This is a genomic window from Janthinobacterium goodfellowi (genome assembly GCF_051380695.1).
Taxonomy (GTDB): domain Bacteria; phylum Pseudomonadota; class Gammaproteobacteria; order Burkholderiales; family Burkholderiaceae_D; genus Janthinobacterium.
The window spans coordinates 233,830-249,890 of record NZ_JBNYXN010000004.1; the positions used below are offsets into that span (position 1 = coordinate 233,830).

Genomic DNA, 16,061 nt, shown 5'->3' on the forward strand with positions numbered 1-16,061 from the left:
ATCCCATGGCATTGTCGGTTCTCCAGTTTGATTAAGAGCCTATCCCAGTAGGGAGCGTCTTCTGCTGGCAGCACATCAGGAGCGCGGACAAGGCGTGAGGAGGATGCGTGGCGAGCCACGCAACGACGATCAACGCAGTCCCCGCTTCTGAGGCGCGCCAGCAGGAGATGTATTCATCTACTGGGATAGGCTCTAAATGCAGTGCGAATGAGGAGAGCGCCATGGACGGTGATGAGTCGATATGGGGTGGCGAACGTCCCTTGCGCCTGCGCCTGGGCGTATCCCCAAAGGTGCCCGCCGGTGCGCTGATACCGCAGCGCGTCGCCGGCAGCGAGGCGATCTGTGGCGGGATCGAATACCGTGTGCTCTGCGTCTCGACGCATGCGGATTTGCCGCTGAGCAGTTTCATCGCCTTGCCTGCTGCAATCGACATCGTCACAGACCAGGGGCAGCTGCGCAGCATCTGCGGCCTTGTCACGCAAGCCAGTGCCGGGGATAGCGATGGCGCGCTGGCCAGCTATCAGCTGGTGCTGACGGATGCCTTCGCCATCATGGAAAAGCGCTGCAATACGCGCGTCTTCCGGCGCCTGACGGATATCGAGATCGTCAAGATCCTGCTGGACGAATGGATACGCAGCAATACCGTGCTGGCGCATGCCTTCCAGTATGCGTTTGCCGATTTTTTCGAGGCACAGACGTATCCACAGCGCGAATTTGTGATGCAGCACAATGAGTCCGATGCGGCCTTCGTGCGCCGCCTGCTCAAGCGCAGCGGCGTCGCCTGGTTCTTTCGCGCGGAAGGCAATGCGGACGCGTATGCGGAACCGGCGCATACCCTGGTGCTGTTCAATCATGCCGACGGATTGCGAAAAAATAGGGCCGATACCGTGCGCTATCACGCGGACCGCGCGACGGAACAGCGCGATACCCTGACATCGTGGAACGAAGTCCGCAAGTTGCAGGCTGGCAAGGTGACGTGCCATAGCTGGAACGAGGAACACCCGCGCGCGCGACCGTTCATGGCTGCCGATGCCTTGGGGCGAGGGCAGCAAGGCATGCATGGCAATGCCATTGCGGCTACCCTTGATGATTATCGCGTGTTGCCGCCGCGCGCGGGTGCGGATCATGAGGCCTTGTGCCAGTTGGGCATGCTGGCCATGCAGCAGCACGATTACGAGAGCCATTGCTTTCATGCCGAGGGCAGCGTGCGCGACCTGTGTCCGGGCGAATATTTTAGCCTGGCCGAGCATCCCGATATCGACGTCTTGCCAGCGGCCGAGCGCGATTTTGTCGTGACGGCGCTAAGGGTGGCGGCGCAGAATAATTTACCCAAGGAACTGGCCGCCAGGGTGGCGCGTTTGTTCGCGCGCAATCGCTGGCTGGCCGATGATGCATCGCTGTCGCAGCGCGAACTGGCGGCGAACGTGGATGATGGCCCCTTGCGCATGCATATCGAACTGAGCGCCGTACGGCGCGGCGTGGCCATCGTTCCGGCCTACGACACGCGCATAGATCTGCCGCCAGTTCCCATGCAAAGCGCCGTGGTGGTGGGGCCAGCGAATGAAGAAGTTCATTGCGATGCCATGGGCCGGGTCAAGGTGCGCTTTCCCGCCACGCGCAAGCTGGACCATGAGCATGCAGGCGGCACAGGCGCCTCCGATACGGATGCCGATTCGGCCTGGGTAAGAGTTGCGTCGAGCTGGGCGGGAAGCGGGCCTGGCAGCATGCAGCAATGCGGCTATCTGGGCTTGCCCCGCGTGGGCAGCGAAGTTTTGCTGGCTTTTCTCGGCGGGGACCCGGACCGGCCCATCATCGTGGGACAGCTGTACAACCACAGTGCGTTGCCGATCGCCTTGAGCAAGGCGGGCGATTTGCCGGGTAACCGTTATTTGTCCGGTATCAAGAGTCGCGAGATCAAGGGCACGCGTGCCAATCAGCTGCGCTTTGACGATGTCCAAGGGCAAATCAATGCCCAGCTTGCCAGCGATCATGGTTCTACCCAGCTCAACCTGGGCTGGCTGACGCAGGACCGGTGCAATGGCCAAGGCACGGCGCGCGGCGAGGGCGCGGAGTTGCGCACCGATGAGCAATTGGCGATGCGCGCGGGCAAGGGCATGCTGATTTCTGCCTGGAAGCGTCTGAATGGCGATGGTAGCCACATGGCGCGCAGCGAATATCTGGGGCTGATGGAAAATTGCCTGGAATTGTTTCGCTCGCTGGGCAGCTATGCTGCCACGCATCAGGCGCTGGAGAATGCGGATGAAGCGCAGCAGGAGCTGCAGCACAGTTTGAAAAGCTGGGAAGGCGGCAGCAATACGCAGCCCCGTGCCGAGCTGGGTGGTGCTGCGGCGATTGCCGTCACGGCGCCGGCCGGCATCAGCTTTGCAAGTTCGAAGGCCATCATCAGCTATGCCGCCGGCAGCATCGATACGGTGGCGCAGCAGCATCTGCAAGCGGTGGCGGGCCAGCGCTACAGTGTGAACGCAGGCAAGGGCATTTCGCTATTTTCCCACGCGGATGGCATTCGCGCCATCGCCCACCATGGTAAGTTCCTGCTGCAAAGCCAGCATGACGACATGGACCTCAACGCGGCGAAAAATTTGAAGCTCACCGCCAGCGAGGGCAAGCTGACGGGTATGGCCGATGAAATTGTGTTGATTTCCAAGCATGGCGCTTTCATCCGCATCGGCGATGGCATCACCTTTGGCAGCAAGTCGCCACTGAACTTCAACGCACCCAATTTCGTCTTCAATGACCCGCAGAGCATGGCAGTGCAATTACCAAGCTTTGCCGAGGGCAAGGCTGATCAGCAATTCATCTTTCAATATGAGGGCGACGACAGTCCCGTCGATGGCGTGCCGCCAGCCCCCCAGCTGGCGCCGCAAGCCCAGTTTGCCGTGCAGCTGGAAGATGGCTCGTCGGCCGATGGCCGCAGCGACGGGGACGGCAAGACGGAGGTGCTGGAGCGCGCGGCCATGCACCTGGCCGCCATTGAAGTGTTCAACAACAAGGATTGATGACGCCAGGAGAGTGCAATGGGCAGCTATCCGAAAGTGCCGTACGTGGTGGGCGAAGACGTGGCGCTCCTGCATTGCGAACGCACCGTCTGCAAAAAGGTGAAAATACGCCGTAACTTGCCGGGCAATATCATCGTTATTCACGGCGTCAACGATGTGGGCGTCAGCTACAAGGCGGTGGAGCATGGCTTATGCGAGGGATTGACGCAAAGGCTGGGGCGCTCATTTACGCCGGCCACCTACCGCATGCCCGAGGCGGCAGACAAGGACAGGCTGGAAGACGATCCCGACGCCGTCTTCTTCAAGCGCACGATAGCCAAGGATACCAATAGCCCCGTGATTCCGTTTTACTGGGGCTACCGTGAAGTGGAAGGCAAGAGTAGCACCATCAATGGCCAGTTTGTTGACCGCTACGGTAACCGCCTCGACAAGGATATGTCCAAGGAAGGCGGTCCTTTCGGCAACGCCACCAGCAATTTGCCCGATATGTGGCGTCCGGGAATCTATGCGCCAGTCGATCCCATGGGGGATGCCTTGCGTCCATTGAGGACGGCGCCCGGCCGCATGTACATGGTGCTGGCGGCCCAGCGGCTGGCGGCGCTCATTTCCATGATTCGCGATTACGATGCGGATGATACCGTTAGCATCGTTGCGCATAGTCAAGGTTGCCTGCTGTCGCTGCTGGCGCAAGCCATGCTGATGGAAAAGGGGCTGGCGCCGGCCGATAATCTGATACTCACGCATCCGCCGTACAGCCTGGTGGACAGCTTGCCTCTGTTGATGCGAGGCGCTGCCTGGTTCGACGGCGGCGAAGATGCGGTGATGAAGCCCTATTACCATTTGCTCAGTGGCGTACAGACCTTGGGTGCGCGCCTGAAGACATTGGTGAATATTGTTGCAGGTGTGGCGAAGGGGAACGGTCAGCCCTGCATGCCGCCGTTTGCCGACCTGAAGAAGGACGATCATCGTGGCATGGTCGGCAGCCGCTGGCAGAGTGCAGAGGACCGCGACAACCGCCGCAAGGTCTATCTATATTTTTGTCCCGAAGATATGACGGTGGCGCTGGATAACATCCAGGGAATAGGATGGGATGGGGTGCCCGATTATGCATTGGGGAGCGAATTGGTGGAAGAGGAGGAGACTCTCAGTCTTGATGGGTACAGCGTTTCCTCCGGACATACCAAGATGGTGGAGCGCTCGCAGGTACGCGGCGCGCTGGCGGAGCTGGGCGGCAGATTTTATCAACGGGTATTCAGCAACAAAACCAGGCTGGATCCTGCCACTGGAAAGACCACGGTATCGTTCGTAGGCAAGCCGCCACCTTTTGATTTTCCGTTGCGCCTGCCGACGGAAACGGAGCAGTCGCATGTGGAGGTTTCGCTGCGAAAACACCGTGCACAACATCAGGCGGTGGCGTGGCCTGTCAATACCAGGTTGAGCAAAGCGGAACAGCGCAATGGCGTGCGCACCATCACTGGCGAGGCGTTGAGACAGCCGGTACCGGCCGACTTGCGTGGCACCTCGCAAATCGATCCCGCCAATATTCCCCCAACGTCCATGATGAGAAACCGTACCGTTGCCGATCAGGGACCTGCTGAGTACGTCGACCCCTGCGATGCGTCGGTAGCGCCGACCAGCGGAAGCGGCATGCAGATACGTAGCGAATATCGTCCTGACCCGGGAGGCTATCAAAAGTTTCCCGAAAGGGAAGAACACCTCAGTCAACGAGAGCTGGCATTGATGACGGCAAGCTACAACAAGGAAAAAGGACTGCACGTGAAAGACAAGCGGGATCAACGCGAAGTTGTGTCTGCGAAACGCTACCCAGACAGCAAGGTCGTGGCGCAGATTCAGGAAAGCCCGAATGAGTCACGCTTGCGCTGGCAGCGGGAAGTCAGTGCCAAGTCTTTCCACAGTTCGATTATCGGTAGCGCGAAGAACCATAGCCAGGTGACGGCGTATGACGTGGCCATAGGCAGTGGCAAGGCGTCGTCGGATCCGCAGTTTTATGCATATCTGTGTGCGGTGGCGGATTGGCGAGTGAAGGTGCTGAAGAAAGGTGAGCAACCGAGAGACGGAATACTATTAATGCATCGATTTCGTGCTTTGTATTCTTCTTATCTGGATGTTGAGCCAGCATGGCGGCAATCAATTATTGAAGGAAGTATTGGCTATTACAACAGCGGAAGTTTGCCTGTAGGACTTCCATTGCTGTCGGGCGCTTTATGGAAGATTGTCGTATCGCAAACAAAAAATATGAAAATAGTGGCTGAGAAAAAGATAAGTGGCGTGTCCAAGACGCATCGATAACAGGTTATTTGGACTGATTGTGCTTCCTTCGGAATTGCTGACCCAAAAAAGGTGAGAACTATGATGACGCTTCGTTGGTTGGGGATATCAATAGTTGTTGTAATTTTATTTGCTGGCTGGTTATGGCTAGGCGCCGCATCTAGGAGCCAGGCACGTGAAATTGCGTCACAGTTGCAGGCGCAACAGCCAAAGAATCCTATGGAACCGAGGAAAGAGTACGTGTTGGAAGTGATCGGATTGGGTGTGACGCTGGACAAATACCGTCAGGGTAAATTGTGGGAGGCTTTGCAAAAAGGAAGTCCTTACACCAGCATACGTGAGCAGGATCCGACGAAGTATCCTTGGACAGGGATGGATAAAGATGGGCAGGGGGGAGGGCGAGCCTGCGACGCATTGGAAAACGGTGTTAATTTCACACCCATGTATTGGGGCTTGCCGTCGTTTTATGCCGGCTCTCCCATTCTTGATCCTGATGAGCAGCCCAGTTTGTACGAGCCGATGGCCGGACTGGTAGCAGGTGCATCGACAATTGGTCTGCCGGCACATTTATTTTCGATAGGTCCTTGGAAATTGGAGGAGAGACCGGATCGATTGTTGATGGAAGTCTTTGAATTTTTCGACCGACATCCAGAGCTGCCTTATGTTGTCGTACATTCCGAAGATAGTGTGGGTACGCGCGATGGAAGTCGCAAGCCGGGTGATGCGATGAGACTAAAGGATGGCTATTACATCCCCGAGATGCCTGATGCCACCGCCGTGTTTGTGTTGGCGCGCCGCGAAAGAATAGATCCTTTGCGCCCGTACGTATGGGAGGATCCCGATAATAAGTTTGTGCAGGGGCACTTCAAGGCCATGTATTATGATTTGAAGAGTTCATTGGCAAGGCCAGTCAAATCAATATGGTCCAGTTCTAGCATACCTCGCCAACCCACCGTCGCCGAATGGCTCGCCGCTGCCGCCTCTTTCGCCCAGCGGCCCGACATCCGTGGCGTCGGCTTGCACACCTTCGATAAACTCAATCCCTGGGAAAATCGTCCGCCGCGCGACTGGAAGCCGACGCCGTGGTTCCCCATTCCGTGGAACCGGGAACAGATGGAAACCTTTGACCGATTGCCTTCGTTTGGATTCGTGCACCGGCCCGTGTTCGTCAAGTTCGCGGATGAGGAAGGCAAGCCCGTCACGCGGCGCGATGCGCGCCAGCATATTTTCAATGCGGGCTGGCGGCAGGCGTTGCAGACCTTGCCGGAAGCCGAGCGCGGCAAGGGGCCGGCACGTATCGTGGCCGGCACGGGAAACCAGCCGGAGCAGTTACTGATGTTGGAAAGCATGCTGCATGACTATGCGGCACAGGGTGGCCCCGAAATCGACAGCAGCAAGAGCGCGCAGTTCATCAATACCGATCTTCGCCTGGGCAACACGGGCGCGGCCACGTGGTTCATGCAGATGGCCATCGGGGTGATGGGAAGCTATCGTGATGGAGGCGCCAGTGCGGCGATCAATTTACGCGACAGCAATGAGGCCAGCATCATTTTTATTACGCCACCATCGGAGGCCAAACGCCAGCAGCAGAATGCCAATGGCGATATCTTCCGCAGCCGCGTCACGCCGGCCGTCGATCCGGCCAACTACGCGGCGCCATCGGTGGAAGCCATCCTGGAAAGCCAGGCGGGCAAGTAGCAAGGGAGGCAGCATGCGCAAAGTCATTCGTTTGGGCGACGCTACGTCGCATGGCGGCAAGGTACTCAGTTGTGCCGCCACGCACTTCACGGTCAATGGTATTGCTGTCGCCTGTGTCGGGGACTTGTGCAGCTGTCCCGTCAAGGGGCATCAGGGCTGCAAGATTGCCAGCGGCTCGTCCCGGCATAGCATCAACGGCATCGCCATCGCCTTCGAAGGCGACACCACCACCTGCGGCGCCAGGCTGCTGGCTGGCGGCGTCAACTTCCACACCTCCTGACGCCGCGTCCTCCCTGTATTTCCTGGTAACTATATAATCTGCGCTTGGGCGATACCCGCCCCTGAACGTCGATTGAAGGAATGCCATGCCAGGATCCATGCCCAGATATATCGTGCGCCCCTTGGCGCTGTGTGTAATGTCGGCCGTCTGCCTCTCTGCCAGTGCCGCCGAGGCGGTGGCGGTGGATGCGCAGCAGCGCGCGTCCCTGCTGGATTTTTATGCGCAGCAATATCCGGGCGAACCGGCCACGCGTACCGTGTTCGAGAGCGTGCCCGTGGTCGGCGGCCGCGGCCGCGAAGTGGTGGGCAGCGTGGAAACGCCGCCGTATCGCGGCCATGGCGCGCTGTGCCGGACGCAGCGTACCAAGTTCGTGCTGCACGGCGAAGGCAAGCAGGCGCGCTGGCAAGAGGCGGGCATGGAGTATTACGCTTGGCTCGACCGTGGCACTTGCCGCGCGGTGGCCGAACCCGTGCGCATGCTGCAACGGATTCCCGATGTGGAACTGGAAGGCGTGTTGCTGTACCAAAAGCCTTTGCTGGAACGCGCGCGATTATTGATGGCGGGTAACACGGCCTGCGCCCCATCGCGCGCGCTCAAATTTACGCTGGCGGCCGTCGACGTGGGCGCCGCCGCTCCGCGTGCCGAAGAGCGCTATGCGCTGGTGTTCAAGAGCGACCGCGACAGCTATGCCCGCGTCTGGCTGCGCAAGAGCGGCGCCCAGTATGACGCCTGGAATGTGACTTGCCCGCCAGTGCTGTAAGCTGCGCTCCCTCGATTTATTTTTTGACTATTGCAACCATGAACGAAAATTCCACTTCCGCCCGCAGCTGGGGCACCATCGTCACGCATAGCGACGAGATGGCCATCATCTACCGCTATGTCGACACCTTCCATGACGACTGGGACCTGTCGTCGCAACCGGACCGCATCATCATCGCCTGGCGCTATGAGGACGAGACGGGCATGCCCGCGCCGAACGAGCGCGAGCACATGGAAGAGCTGGAAGCGGCGCTGGCGCCCGTGGTGGAAGAGGACGGCTTCGCCACCCTGGCGCTGGTGTCGACGGGCGAAAACTTGCGCGAATGGATTTATTACACGCAGTCGGGCGAAGAATTCTTCAATCGCCTGAACACGGCGCTGGCCTCGCGCCCGAAATTTCCGATTGAGATCCGCAGCGCGGCCGACCCCGCCTGGTCCACGTATGCAGGCTTCATGGCAGCCCTTCCGAAGTAATTACACCAATGCAGCCGTCACGATGCGCGTGGCGGCCGTGATGATGTCCTGATTCGTGTCCGCGTTTTTCTGTTCGCGCGTGTAGTACACGGCGATGAGCAGCGGCGCGCCACTGGGCGGGTAGGCCACGCCGATATCGTTGACGCTGCCGTAGGCGCCCGAGCCCGTTTTATCCGCCACTTGCCAGCCTACTGGCACGCCGGCGCGGATGCGCTTGTCGCCCGTCGTGTTGCCGCGCATCCAGGTGTCCAGTTGCTGGCGCTGCTGCGCTGGCAAGCTATTTTCCAATAACACTTGTTGCAAGCTGTGCGCCATTGACGCGGGGCTGGCCGTGTCGCGCACTTCGCCCGGGATGGCGCTGTTGAGTTCCGTTTCCCAGCGTTCCAGCTGGAATACCGTGTTGCCGATGCTGCGCGCAAATGCCGTCACGGCTTGCGGCCCGCCCAATAATGTCATCAGGAAATTGGCCGCGCTATTGTCGCTGTACTGCAAGGTGGCGGCGCACAGGTCGGCCACGCTCATGCCATCGGCCAGATGTTTTTCCGTGATGGGCGAATACGTGACCAGTTCCTTTTTCTCGTAACGCACGAGCTGTTCCAGCAAGCCTGGCTGGCTGACGCTGCGGGCCAGCACGGCAGCCGCCAGCATGGCCTTGAAGGTGCTGGCCAGGGGAAAGCGTTCGTCGGCGCGGTAGGCAACGCGCAGCTCGCTGCCCTGGCGCCAGGCGGCAACGCCGAGGCGTCCGCCGGCGGCGTGTTCCAGCGCGGCCAGCTGCGTCTGGGCGGCGGCGATGCCGGTGGCGGGCGCGGCAAACAGCAGCGGTGTCGGGCATAGCAGGGCGGCACCGCCGGCCAGCAGGAGGTTGCGGCGGACGTGGTTCAGGGATTCAGTCATGGTCTGTGGGTGGTGTTTTCGGAGTGGAAAGGGTAGCCAGCAGTTCGCCGATGGCGAGCAGGTTGGCCGGTTTGGTCAGATGGTGGTCGAAGCCGGCCGCGCTCGATTGGCTGCGGTCGTTCTCGGCGCCCCAGCCCGTCAATGCGACGAGCACGACGTTGGCGCCGGCCGGTATCCGACGCAGCGCGCGCGCCACTTCGTAGCCGTTCATGCCGGGCAAGCCGATGTCGAGGAAGATAACGTCAGGCAAGAATTGCGGCGCCACGGCCAAGGCCTGCGCGCCATCGTGGGCCACTTGCGTGGCATGGCCCATCATGTCGAGCACGGCGGCCAGGGTATCGGCCGCATCGACATTGTCGTCGACCACCAGCACGCGGAAATGGCGGGCGCTGGCGGTGGGGACGGGCGCGTCCAGTGCGGCGGGGGCGTTGGCTTCCTCCTTCAGCAGCGGCAGGCGCACGGTAAATGTGCTGCCCAGGCCGGCGCCGGGACTGGCCGCCGTGGCGCTGCCGCCATGCAACTCGGCCAGGCGCCGAACCAGCGACAGGCCGATGCCAAGCCCTCCCTGGGCGCGGCCCATGTTTTGTCCCACCTGGGTAAACATGTCGAAGACGGTGGCGATCGACTCGGCGGGGATGCCCACGCCGCTATCCCTGACTTCGATCAAGACCTCGTTCCCATCGCGTATCGCGCGCAAGGCGATGTGGCCGCCGGCGGGCGTGTACTTGGCGGCGTTGTTGAGCAAATTGCCCAGCACTTGCGCCAGCCGCGTGGGGTCGGCATCGAGCGGCAGCGCCTGCTCGTCAAGCGTCACCTGCAACTGGTGATGGTTCGCTTCGATCAGCGGCATGCTCGTTTCCACGGCGCTGGCGATGATGGTTTTCAAGTCCGCGCGTTCGAGCTTGAGCTCGATCTGGCCCCGCGTGATGCGGGCCACGTCCAGCAAGTCGTTGACCAGGTGCACCATCTGATTGACTTGCCGCTCCATCACGTCGCGCACGCGCGACACGGTGGCGGGCTTGTCGGCGGCCAGGCGCATGATTTGCAAGCCGTTGCGGATCGGCGCGAGCGGGTTGCGCAGTTCGTGCGCCAGGGTGGCCAGGAATTCCGTCTTGCGCCGGTCCATCTCGGACAGATTGTCGGCCAGCTGGCGCAATTGCTGTTCCGAGCGCTTGCGCTCGCTGATGTCGCTGAACAGCACCGTCAGCAGGCGGCTGCCGGGGCCGCCCAGGCGCGCCGCGAAGACTTCGAACCAGCGCTCCATGGCCACGGCTTCGTTTTCGTAGCGCACGGGTTCGCCCGTCTTGACGACCTGGTCGTACAGGTCGAACCAGTGCTGGTCGTGGTCGGGCACGAAGCTGCGGATGGTCTTGCCGATGGCATTCTCGAGGCCCGACTGCTTGACGAAGGCGGCGTTGCCTTCCAGGTAGCGGAAGTCCACGGGGCGGCCTTGCTCGTCGTACAGCATTTCAATGACGCAAAAGGCCTGGTCCATCAGCTCGATCAGGGTACGGTAGCGTTCCTCGCTGCGCCGCAGCGCATCTTCCACCTGTTTCTGGCGCGTGATGTCGAGCAGGACGCCCGGCAATTGCAGGGGCGTGCCATCGGGCGCGTATTCCGCGCGGCCCCGCGCGATGACCGAGCGGTACTGGCCGTCGCCGGCACTGACGCGGTAGCTGGCCTCGAATGGCGCGTGCGCGTGCAACGCTTGCGCGATCTGCGCGCTGACTTGCTCGCGATCATCGGGATGGATGATGTCCAGGTAGCGCGCCAGCGGCGCCGCCGTGGCCGCATCGGCATTGACGGGGAACAAGCGCGCCATATTGCTGTCGGCCGTCACGCGGTCGGCCACGATGTCCCAGTTCCAGGTGGCCACTTCGCCGGCCGCCAGGGTCAGGCGCAGGGTTTCCTCGTTCTGCTTGCTGGCCGTCAAGTCGAGCGAGATGCCGGACAGGGCGATCACGTTGCCGGCACCGTCGCTGGCGCAGGTGCCGCGCATGTGCGCCCAGTGCAGCGAACTGTCGGGCCAGCGCACGCGGATATCGATCTCGAAATCGCTGGCGCTGGCGATGGCTGCGTGCACCACCGTCTGCCACTGCTGCTGGTCGCCGTCGAGCATGGCGCCCGTCAGCTGCGCGTAATCGATGTGGCTGGCTGGCGGCAAGCCCAGATTGGCGTTGAACGCATCGGAGCAAGCCATGCTGCCGCTGCCCAGGTCGATTTCCCACGTGCCCATGCGGCCGCCCTGCATGGCCAGGCGCAGCCGCTGTTCCGTCTGCCGTTGCTGCGTCACGTCGCAATGCGAGCCCAGCCACTCAACGATGCTGCCGTCGGGCGCCAGCACGGGCAGCATGCGCACGATTACATTGCGGTAGCTGCCGCTGACGTGGCGCAGCCGGTATTCCGCCTCGAATACGGTCGTCAGGTGCGACGGCATAACGTAAGGCAAGTTGCGGTCGTCCGGATGCAGGGCATTGAGCCAGCCGCGGCCCCGCAGTTCGGCTTCCGTCTGGCCCGTGAAGGCGCGCCAGGAGGGCTGGTCGGCATCGAACTGGCCGAAGGTTTTCGTGCTCCAGACGATGTCGCAATGGGCGCCCAGCAGCATATGCGCGGCCTGGGCGGCGGCGGGGGAGGAAGGGATGTCGTGGCTGTGCTGGCTCGGTTCTGGCATGGATAAGGTCGGCAATGGTGCGGCGCGCCGCCGCTGCACTGGGATGGGGCAGCACGGCAAGGTCAAGTATGGCGATATTACAGTCAAATACCGGCCGGAGCCTGTCTTGCAGGCAGCATTTCGCCGCCGCGGCGCAATGGCGGCGCCAGGGCCGGAAAATGAGCAAAACAGCAAGCTCCTGAGCGTATTGTGGCTGAATAACCACTAGTCAGGCTTTTATGTTGGTGAATAAATATTTTACATAACAATATTCTTGCAGCGCATAAGCCGCTTGAATTAAATTGGCGCCTTACTTAAAAGTTGGTGTTCATCAGACATCCCAGAGATGCGGCCGGAACCGCTGTCAACTTGAGTGACAGCCAGGACAGAGCCAGTGACGCCGAGAGTGGGGGAACATCCGCTCGCGCTGCTGCACCGTGATGGTGCAAACGATCGTCCAGCGCCGTATATAACCCGGAGACAGGTTGCAAGAAAGACAGATTTCGCAATTCTTTTTTAAACTTCTGGGAAACCACATGATCAAGATGTCCAAGATGCACAAGCGTTTGTGCGCCAAAAGCGCTGCTATGCTGGCACTGTCCGCTGCCTTGCCTATCGGCTCGGCTTATGCTGATGAAGTCGCTGCTGATACGACCCCTGCCGCCAGCCAGCTGGAAACCGTGACCGTGACGGCACAGCGCCGCAAGGAAAATATCCGCGACGTGCCCGTCTCCGTGTCGCTGCTGCGCGACGAGAAGCTCGACGTGCTCGTGTCCAGCGGTCAGGATATCCGCGTGCTGGCCGGCAAAGTGCCGAGCCTGAACGTGGAATCGTCGAACGGCCGCACCTTCCCCCGCTTCTACATCCGCGGTTACGGCAATACCGACTTCAACATCTTCGCATCGCAACCTGTTTCCCTGATTTACGACGATGTCGTGCAAGAAAATCCCATCCTCAAGGGTTATCCGATTTTCGACGTGGCTGGCGTGGAAGTGCTGCGCGGCCCGCAAGGCACCTTGTTCGGCCGCAATACGCCGGCCGGCGTGGTCAAGTTCGAATCCGTCAAGCCGAAGCTGGACAAGGTTGAAGGCTATTACAACGTTTCCGCCGCCACGCACAACACGACCAACTTCGACGGCGCCGTCAACGTGCCGCTGAGCAAAGAATGGGCGCTGCGCTTCTCGACCCTGCGCCAGCACCGCGACGATTACGTCGACAACACGTTTACGGGCCAGAAAGATGCGCTGGACGGCTACAACGAACACGCGGAACGCGTGCAATTGCTGTACGCACCGAACACCACGTTCAACGCCCTGTTCAATGTGCACCAGCGCAACACCACGGGCAGCGCGCGCGTCTTCTACGCCAATATGATCAAGCAGGGCACGAACGATATCGTCGACGGTTTCGACCCGAACAAGTCGTTCACGAATGCGCCGAATTTCCAGCACCTACGCACCAACGGCGCCAGCGCCCGCCTGAGCTGGGACCTGGACGGCGTCAAGTTGTACTCGATCACCGGCTTTGAACAGGTCGGCAGTTACGTGTCGCATGGCGACATCGACGGCGGCACGCCGACGGGCCCCGGCTTCATTCCTTTCCAGGTTGAAACGGCCGGCGGCATCACCAGCGTGAAACAATACTCGCAGGAGTTCCGCGCCGAATCGAAAAATGCCGGTCCGCTGAACTGGCAGGCAGGCGTGTACTACTTCAACGAAGATGCCAACGGTTTCACCGACAACTTCGATACCAACACGCACGTGCTGACCACGCACCTGGCCAGCCGCCAGAAGAACTCGGCCTGGGCCACGTTCGGTTCCGTCAACTACGCCGTCAACGATGACTTCATGCTGCGCGCCGGTTTGCGCTACACCAAGGACAAGAAGGATTTCAACACGGTGGAAGCGACCAACATCGTGCAGGTCAACCCGACCAGTGCCGATGTCAGCAAAGCCAAGGTCAACTGGGACTTGAGCGGCACCTATAAATACAACAAGGACGTGAACTTCTACGCGCGTATCGCCACTGGTTTCCGCGCGCCAAGTATCGCCCCGGCCAGCACCAGCGTGCCTGTCACCGTGGCCGATGCGGAAACGATTACCTCGTACGAAGCCGGTATCAAGGCCGACCTGTTCAACCGCCGCGCCCGCGTCGCGTTCAGCGTGTATGACTACCAGGTGAAAAACCAGCAGCTGACGGTGGTGGGCGGCACGTCGAACATCACGCGCCTGATCAATGCGGCCAAGACGAACGGCCGCGGCGCCGAGCTGGAACTGGAAGGTTTTGTCACGCCGAGCCTGAAGATGTCCCTGGGCGGCAGCTACAACTTCACGGAAATCAAGGACCCGAGCCTGTCGATCGCCACCTGCGCGCAAACGCGCTGCACCGTGACCGATCCGTTGACCACCGGCAACCGTGCCATCATCGACGGCAATCCATTGCCGCAAGCGCCGAAGTGGACGATCACCGCCACGGGCCGCTATTCGATCCCGATGGAAAACGGCGAATTCTTCGTCTTCACGGACTGGGCTTACCGCAGCAAGATCAACTTCTTCCTGTATGAGGCAACCGAGTTCACCGGCAAGCCGATGGTCGAAGGCGGCTTGCGCGTGGGTTACACCTGGGATGCCGGCAAGTATGAAGTGGCCGCGTTCGGCCGCAACATCACCGACACCCAGCGTATCACGGGCGCCATCGACTTCAACAACCGCACGGGCTTCATCAATGAGCCACGTCAGTTTGGCGTGCAGTTCAAGGGCAACTTCTAAGAACACATAAGCAAACCTGCTGCGCGTCTTGATTTGCGGCCTGCGATGCTCACTGTGCTAAAGCACAGCTGCGCTTCTCGGCCGCAACTCACCGCCGCTCGCTACGGTTTTCTTAAGTGTTCAGTTCCAGGCGCCGGCCATGTGCTGGCGCCTGCATTGCTACCCGCCCGGCTCGCGCCGCGGCGGGTTTTTTTATGCGTGCCCGGGAAGGCGCGCCAGCCGCTGTGCCCACGCGGGAATCGCTTGCCGCCAGAAATCGTCGATGGACTTGGCGTGCACGTCGAGGCCGAGGAAGCGTGCGGCCGGCAGCAAGGCCGAGGCCAGCAGGTCGGCAGCATTGCTTGCCGTATCGAAGGCGAGGGCGCCCGTCTGCTTCGACAGCTTTTCGCCACTGTCGTTCGTGACGACGGGCACGTGCAAAAAGCCGGGATGGGGCAGCCCCAGCACATCCTGCAGATACAGCTGGCGCGGTGTGGAATCGAGCAAGTCCGCGCCGCGCACCACCTGCGTGATGCCCTGCGCGCCATCGTCGACCACCACGGCCAGCTGATACGCCCAGTAGCCATCGCCGCGCAGCACGATGAAGTCACCCACTTCGCAGGCCAGGTCCTGCCGCTGCGGCCCGGCCCAGCGGTCGGCAAAAGCGTACACGGCATCCGCTCCCTGCGGCACCCGCAGCCGCAAGGCCCGCGCCGCCTTGCCCGGCGCCAAGCCGTGGCGGCAAGTGCCCGGATACACGGCGGCCCCACCCTTGGGTCCGCCCGCCTGCAGCACCGAATCCTGGATCTCCTTGCGCGAACAGCCGCACGCATACACAAGGCCATCATCCTGCAACTGTTTCAGCGCCGCCTCGTACAGCGGCAAGCGCTTGCTCTGCCACGTCGCCTCGCCATCCCACTGCATGCCGCAGCGCTGCAGGCTGGCCAGGATGCCCAGATCGGCGCCCTCGACATTGCGGTCATAGTCCAGGTCCTCGATGCGCAGCAGCCACGTTCCATGATGCACCTTGGCATCGAGATAACTCGCCATGGCGGCAACGAGCGAGCCCATGTGCAGGGGACCGGAGGGGGAGGGGGCGAAGCGGCCGATGTAGGGAGGGTTTCCGTGTAAGGATATCATTCAGGAAGAAATAGAATCTGGAAAATAGTAAAGAAACAAAATTAATGCTTCCGTATTAAGTATCGCTGATGAAATGGTTCAAGTCAAACTTGCTGGAGTATGTTGTGCAGATG

11 protein-coding genes are annotated in these 16,061 nt (G+C 60.9%); 8 read left to right on the plus strand and 3 right to left on the minus strand.

Annotation, left to right across the window (positions count from 1 at the left end; genetic code table 11):
- Positions 1 to 221 precede the first annotated feature (221 nt).
- The 6 genes from ACQ4WQ_RS17000 to ACQ4WQ_RS17025 all read left to right on the plus strand — a co-directional run bounded on the left by ACQ4WQ_RS17000 (position 222) and on the right by ACQ4WQ_RS17025 (position 8,517).
- Positions 222 to 3,017 carry a type VI secretion system Vgr family protein gene (locus ACQ4WQ_RS17000; protein WP_436498617.1) on the plus strand — a complete coding sequence of 932 codons (2,796 nt, stop codon included), beginning with the start codon at positions 222 to 224 and terminating at the stop codon, positions 3,015 to 3,017.
- Positions 3,018 to 3,035: 18 nt separating this feature from the next.
- Positions 3,036 to 5,327, plus strand: coding sequence for a T6SS effector phospholipase Tle3 domain-containing protein (locus ACQ4WQ_RS17005; protein ID WP_436498619.1), 2,292 nt, complete (start codon positions 3,036 to 3,038; stop codon positions 5,325 to 5,327).
- A gap of 60 nt (positions 5,328 to 5,387) precedes the next feature.
- Complete coding sequence (locus tag ACQ4WQ_RS17010; RefSeq protein ID WP_436498621.1) at positions 5,388 to 7,004, plus strand: type VI lipase adapter Tla3 domain-containing protein; 1,617 nt, start codon at positions 5,388 to 5,390, stop codon at positions 7,002 to 7,004.
- 13 nt (positions 7,005 to 7,017) lie between these two features.
- Entirely contained in the window at positions 7,018 to 7,284 is a 267-nt protein-coding gene (locus ACQ4WQ_RS17015) for a PAAR domain-containing protein (RefSeq protein WP_436498623.1), read from the plus strand.
- A gap of 97 nt (positions 7,285 to 7,381) precedes the next feature.
- Positions 7,382 to 8,044 carry a hypothetical protein gene (locus tag ACQ4WQ_RS17020; RefSeq protein ID WP_436498625.1) on the plus strand — a complete coding sequence of 221 codons (663 nt, stop codon included), beginning with the start codon at positions 7,382 to 7,384 and terminating at the stop codon, positions 8,042 to 8,044.
- A 38-nt stretch (positions 8,045 to 8,082) separates the two neighbouring features.
- Positions 8,083 to 8,517 carry a DUF695 domain-containing protein gene (locus ACQ4WQ_RS17025; RefSeq protein ID WP_070310540.1) on the plus strand — a complete coding sequence of 145 codons (435 nt, stop codon included), beginning with the start codon at positions 8,083 to 8,085 and terminating at the stop codon, positions 8,515 to 8,517.
- On the opposite strand, the gene bla is transcribed toward ACQ4WQ_RS17025, so the two are convergent.
- Both bla and ACQ4WQ_RS17035 read right to left on the minus strand, forming a co-directional pair.
- The gene (bla, locus tag ACQ4WQ_RS17030) at positions 8,518 to 9,411 is read right to left on the minus strand and encodes a class A beta-lactamase (RefSeq protein WP_436498627.1); all 894 of its coding nucleotides are present in this window, start codon (positions 9,409 to 9,411) and stop codon (positions 8,518 to 8,520) included.
- A complete protein-coding gene (locus ACQ4WQ_RS17035; RefSeq protein WP_436498629.1) occupies positions 9,404 to 12,082 on the minus strand; it encodes a hybrid sensor histidine kinase/response regulator in 2,679 nt (892 codons plus the stop codon). Before ACQ4WQ_RS17035 ends, bla begins: the two co-directional genes overlap by 8 nt.
- Here ACQ4WQ_RS17035 and ACQ4WQ_RS17040 point away from each other — a divergent pair.
- Complete coding sequence (locus ACQ4WQ_RS17040; protein WP_436498631.1) at positions 12,081 to 12,290, plus strand: hypothetical protein; 210 nt, start codon at positions 12,081 to 12,083, stop codon at positions 12,288 to 12,290. The genes ACQ4WQ_RS17035 and ACQ4WQ_RS17040 overlap by 2 nt on opposite strands.
- A 307-nt stretch (positions 12,291 to 12,597) precedes the next feature.
- Entirely contained in the window at positions 12,598 to 14,829 is a 2,232-nt protein-coding gene (locus ACQ4WQ_RS17045) for a TonB-dependent receptor (RefSeq protein WP_436498633.1), read from the plus strand.
- Positions 14,830 to 15,021: 192 nt separating this feature from the next.
- On the opposite strand, the gene gluQRS is transcribed toward ACQ4WQ_RS17045, so the two are convergent.
- On the minus strand, positions 15,022 to 15,948 hold the full coding sequence (gene gluQRS, locus ACQ4WQ_RS17050; protein ID WP_436498635.1) for a tRNA glutamyl-Q(34) synthetase GluQRS: 927 nt from the start codon (positions 15,946 to 15,948) through the stop codon (positions 15,022 to 15,024).
- Between the last annotated feature and the right edge of the window lie 113 nt (positions 15,949 to 16,061).

Coding starts and splice junctions, on each gene's coding strand:
- ACQ4WQ_RS17015 (WP_436498623.1), top strand. CDS start 7,018: ATGCGCAAAGTCATTCGTTTGGGCGACGCTACGTCGCATGGCGGCAAG.
- ACQ4WQ_RS17000 (WP_436498617.1), top strand. CDS start 222: ATGGACGGTGATGAGTCGATATGGGGTGGCGAACGTCCCTTGCGCCTG.
- ACQ4WQ_RS17040 (WP_436498631.1), top strand. CDS start 12,081: ATGGATAAGGTCGGCAATGGTGCGGCGCGCCGCCGCTGCACTGGGATG.
- ACQ4WQ_RS17045 (WP_436498633.1), top strand. CDS start 12,598: ATGATCAAGATGTCCAAGATGCACAAGCGTTTGTGCGCCAAAAGCGCT.
- ACQ4WQ_RS17025 (WP_070310540.1), top strand. CDS start 8,083: ATGAACGAAAATTCCACTTCCGCCCGCAGCTGGGGCACCATCGTCACG.
- bla (WP_436498627.1), bottom strand. CDS start 9,411: ATGACTGAATCCCTGAACCACGTCCGCCGCAACCTCCTGCTGGCCGGC.
- ACQ4WQ_RS17010 (WP_436498621.1), top strand. CDS start 5,388: ATGATGACGCTTCGTTGGTTGGGGATATCAATAGTTGTTGTAATTTTA.
- gluQRS (WP_436498635.1), bottom strand. CDS start 15,948: ATGATATCCTTACACGGAAACCCTCCCTACATCGGCCGCTTCGCCCCC.
- ACQ4WQ_RS17005 (WP_436498619.1), top strand. CDS start 3,036: ATGGGCAGCTATCCGAAAGTGCCGTACGTGGTGGGCGAAGACGTGGCG.
- ACQ4WQ_RS17020 (WP_436498625.1), top strand. CDS start 7,382: ATGCCCAGATATATCGTGCGCCCCTTGGCGCTGTGTGTAATGTCGGCC.
- ACQ4WQ_RS17035 (WP_436498629.1), bottom strand. CDS start 12,082: ATGCCAGAACCGAGCCAGCACAGCCACGACATCCCTTCCTCCCCCGCC.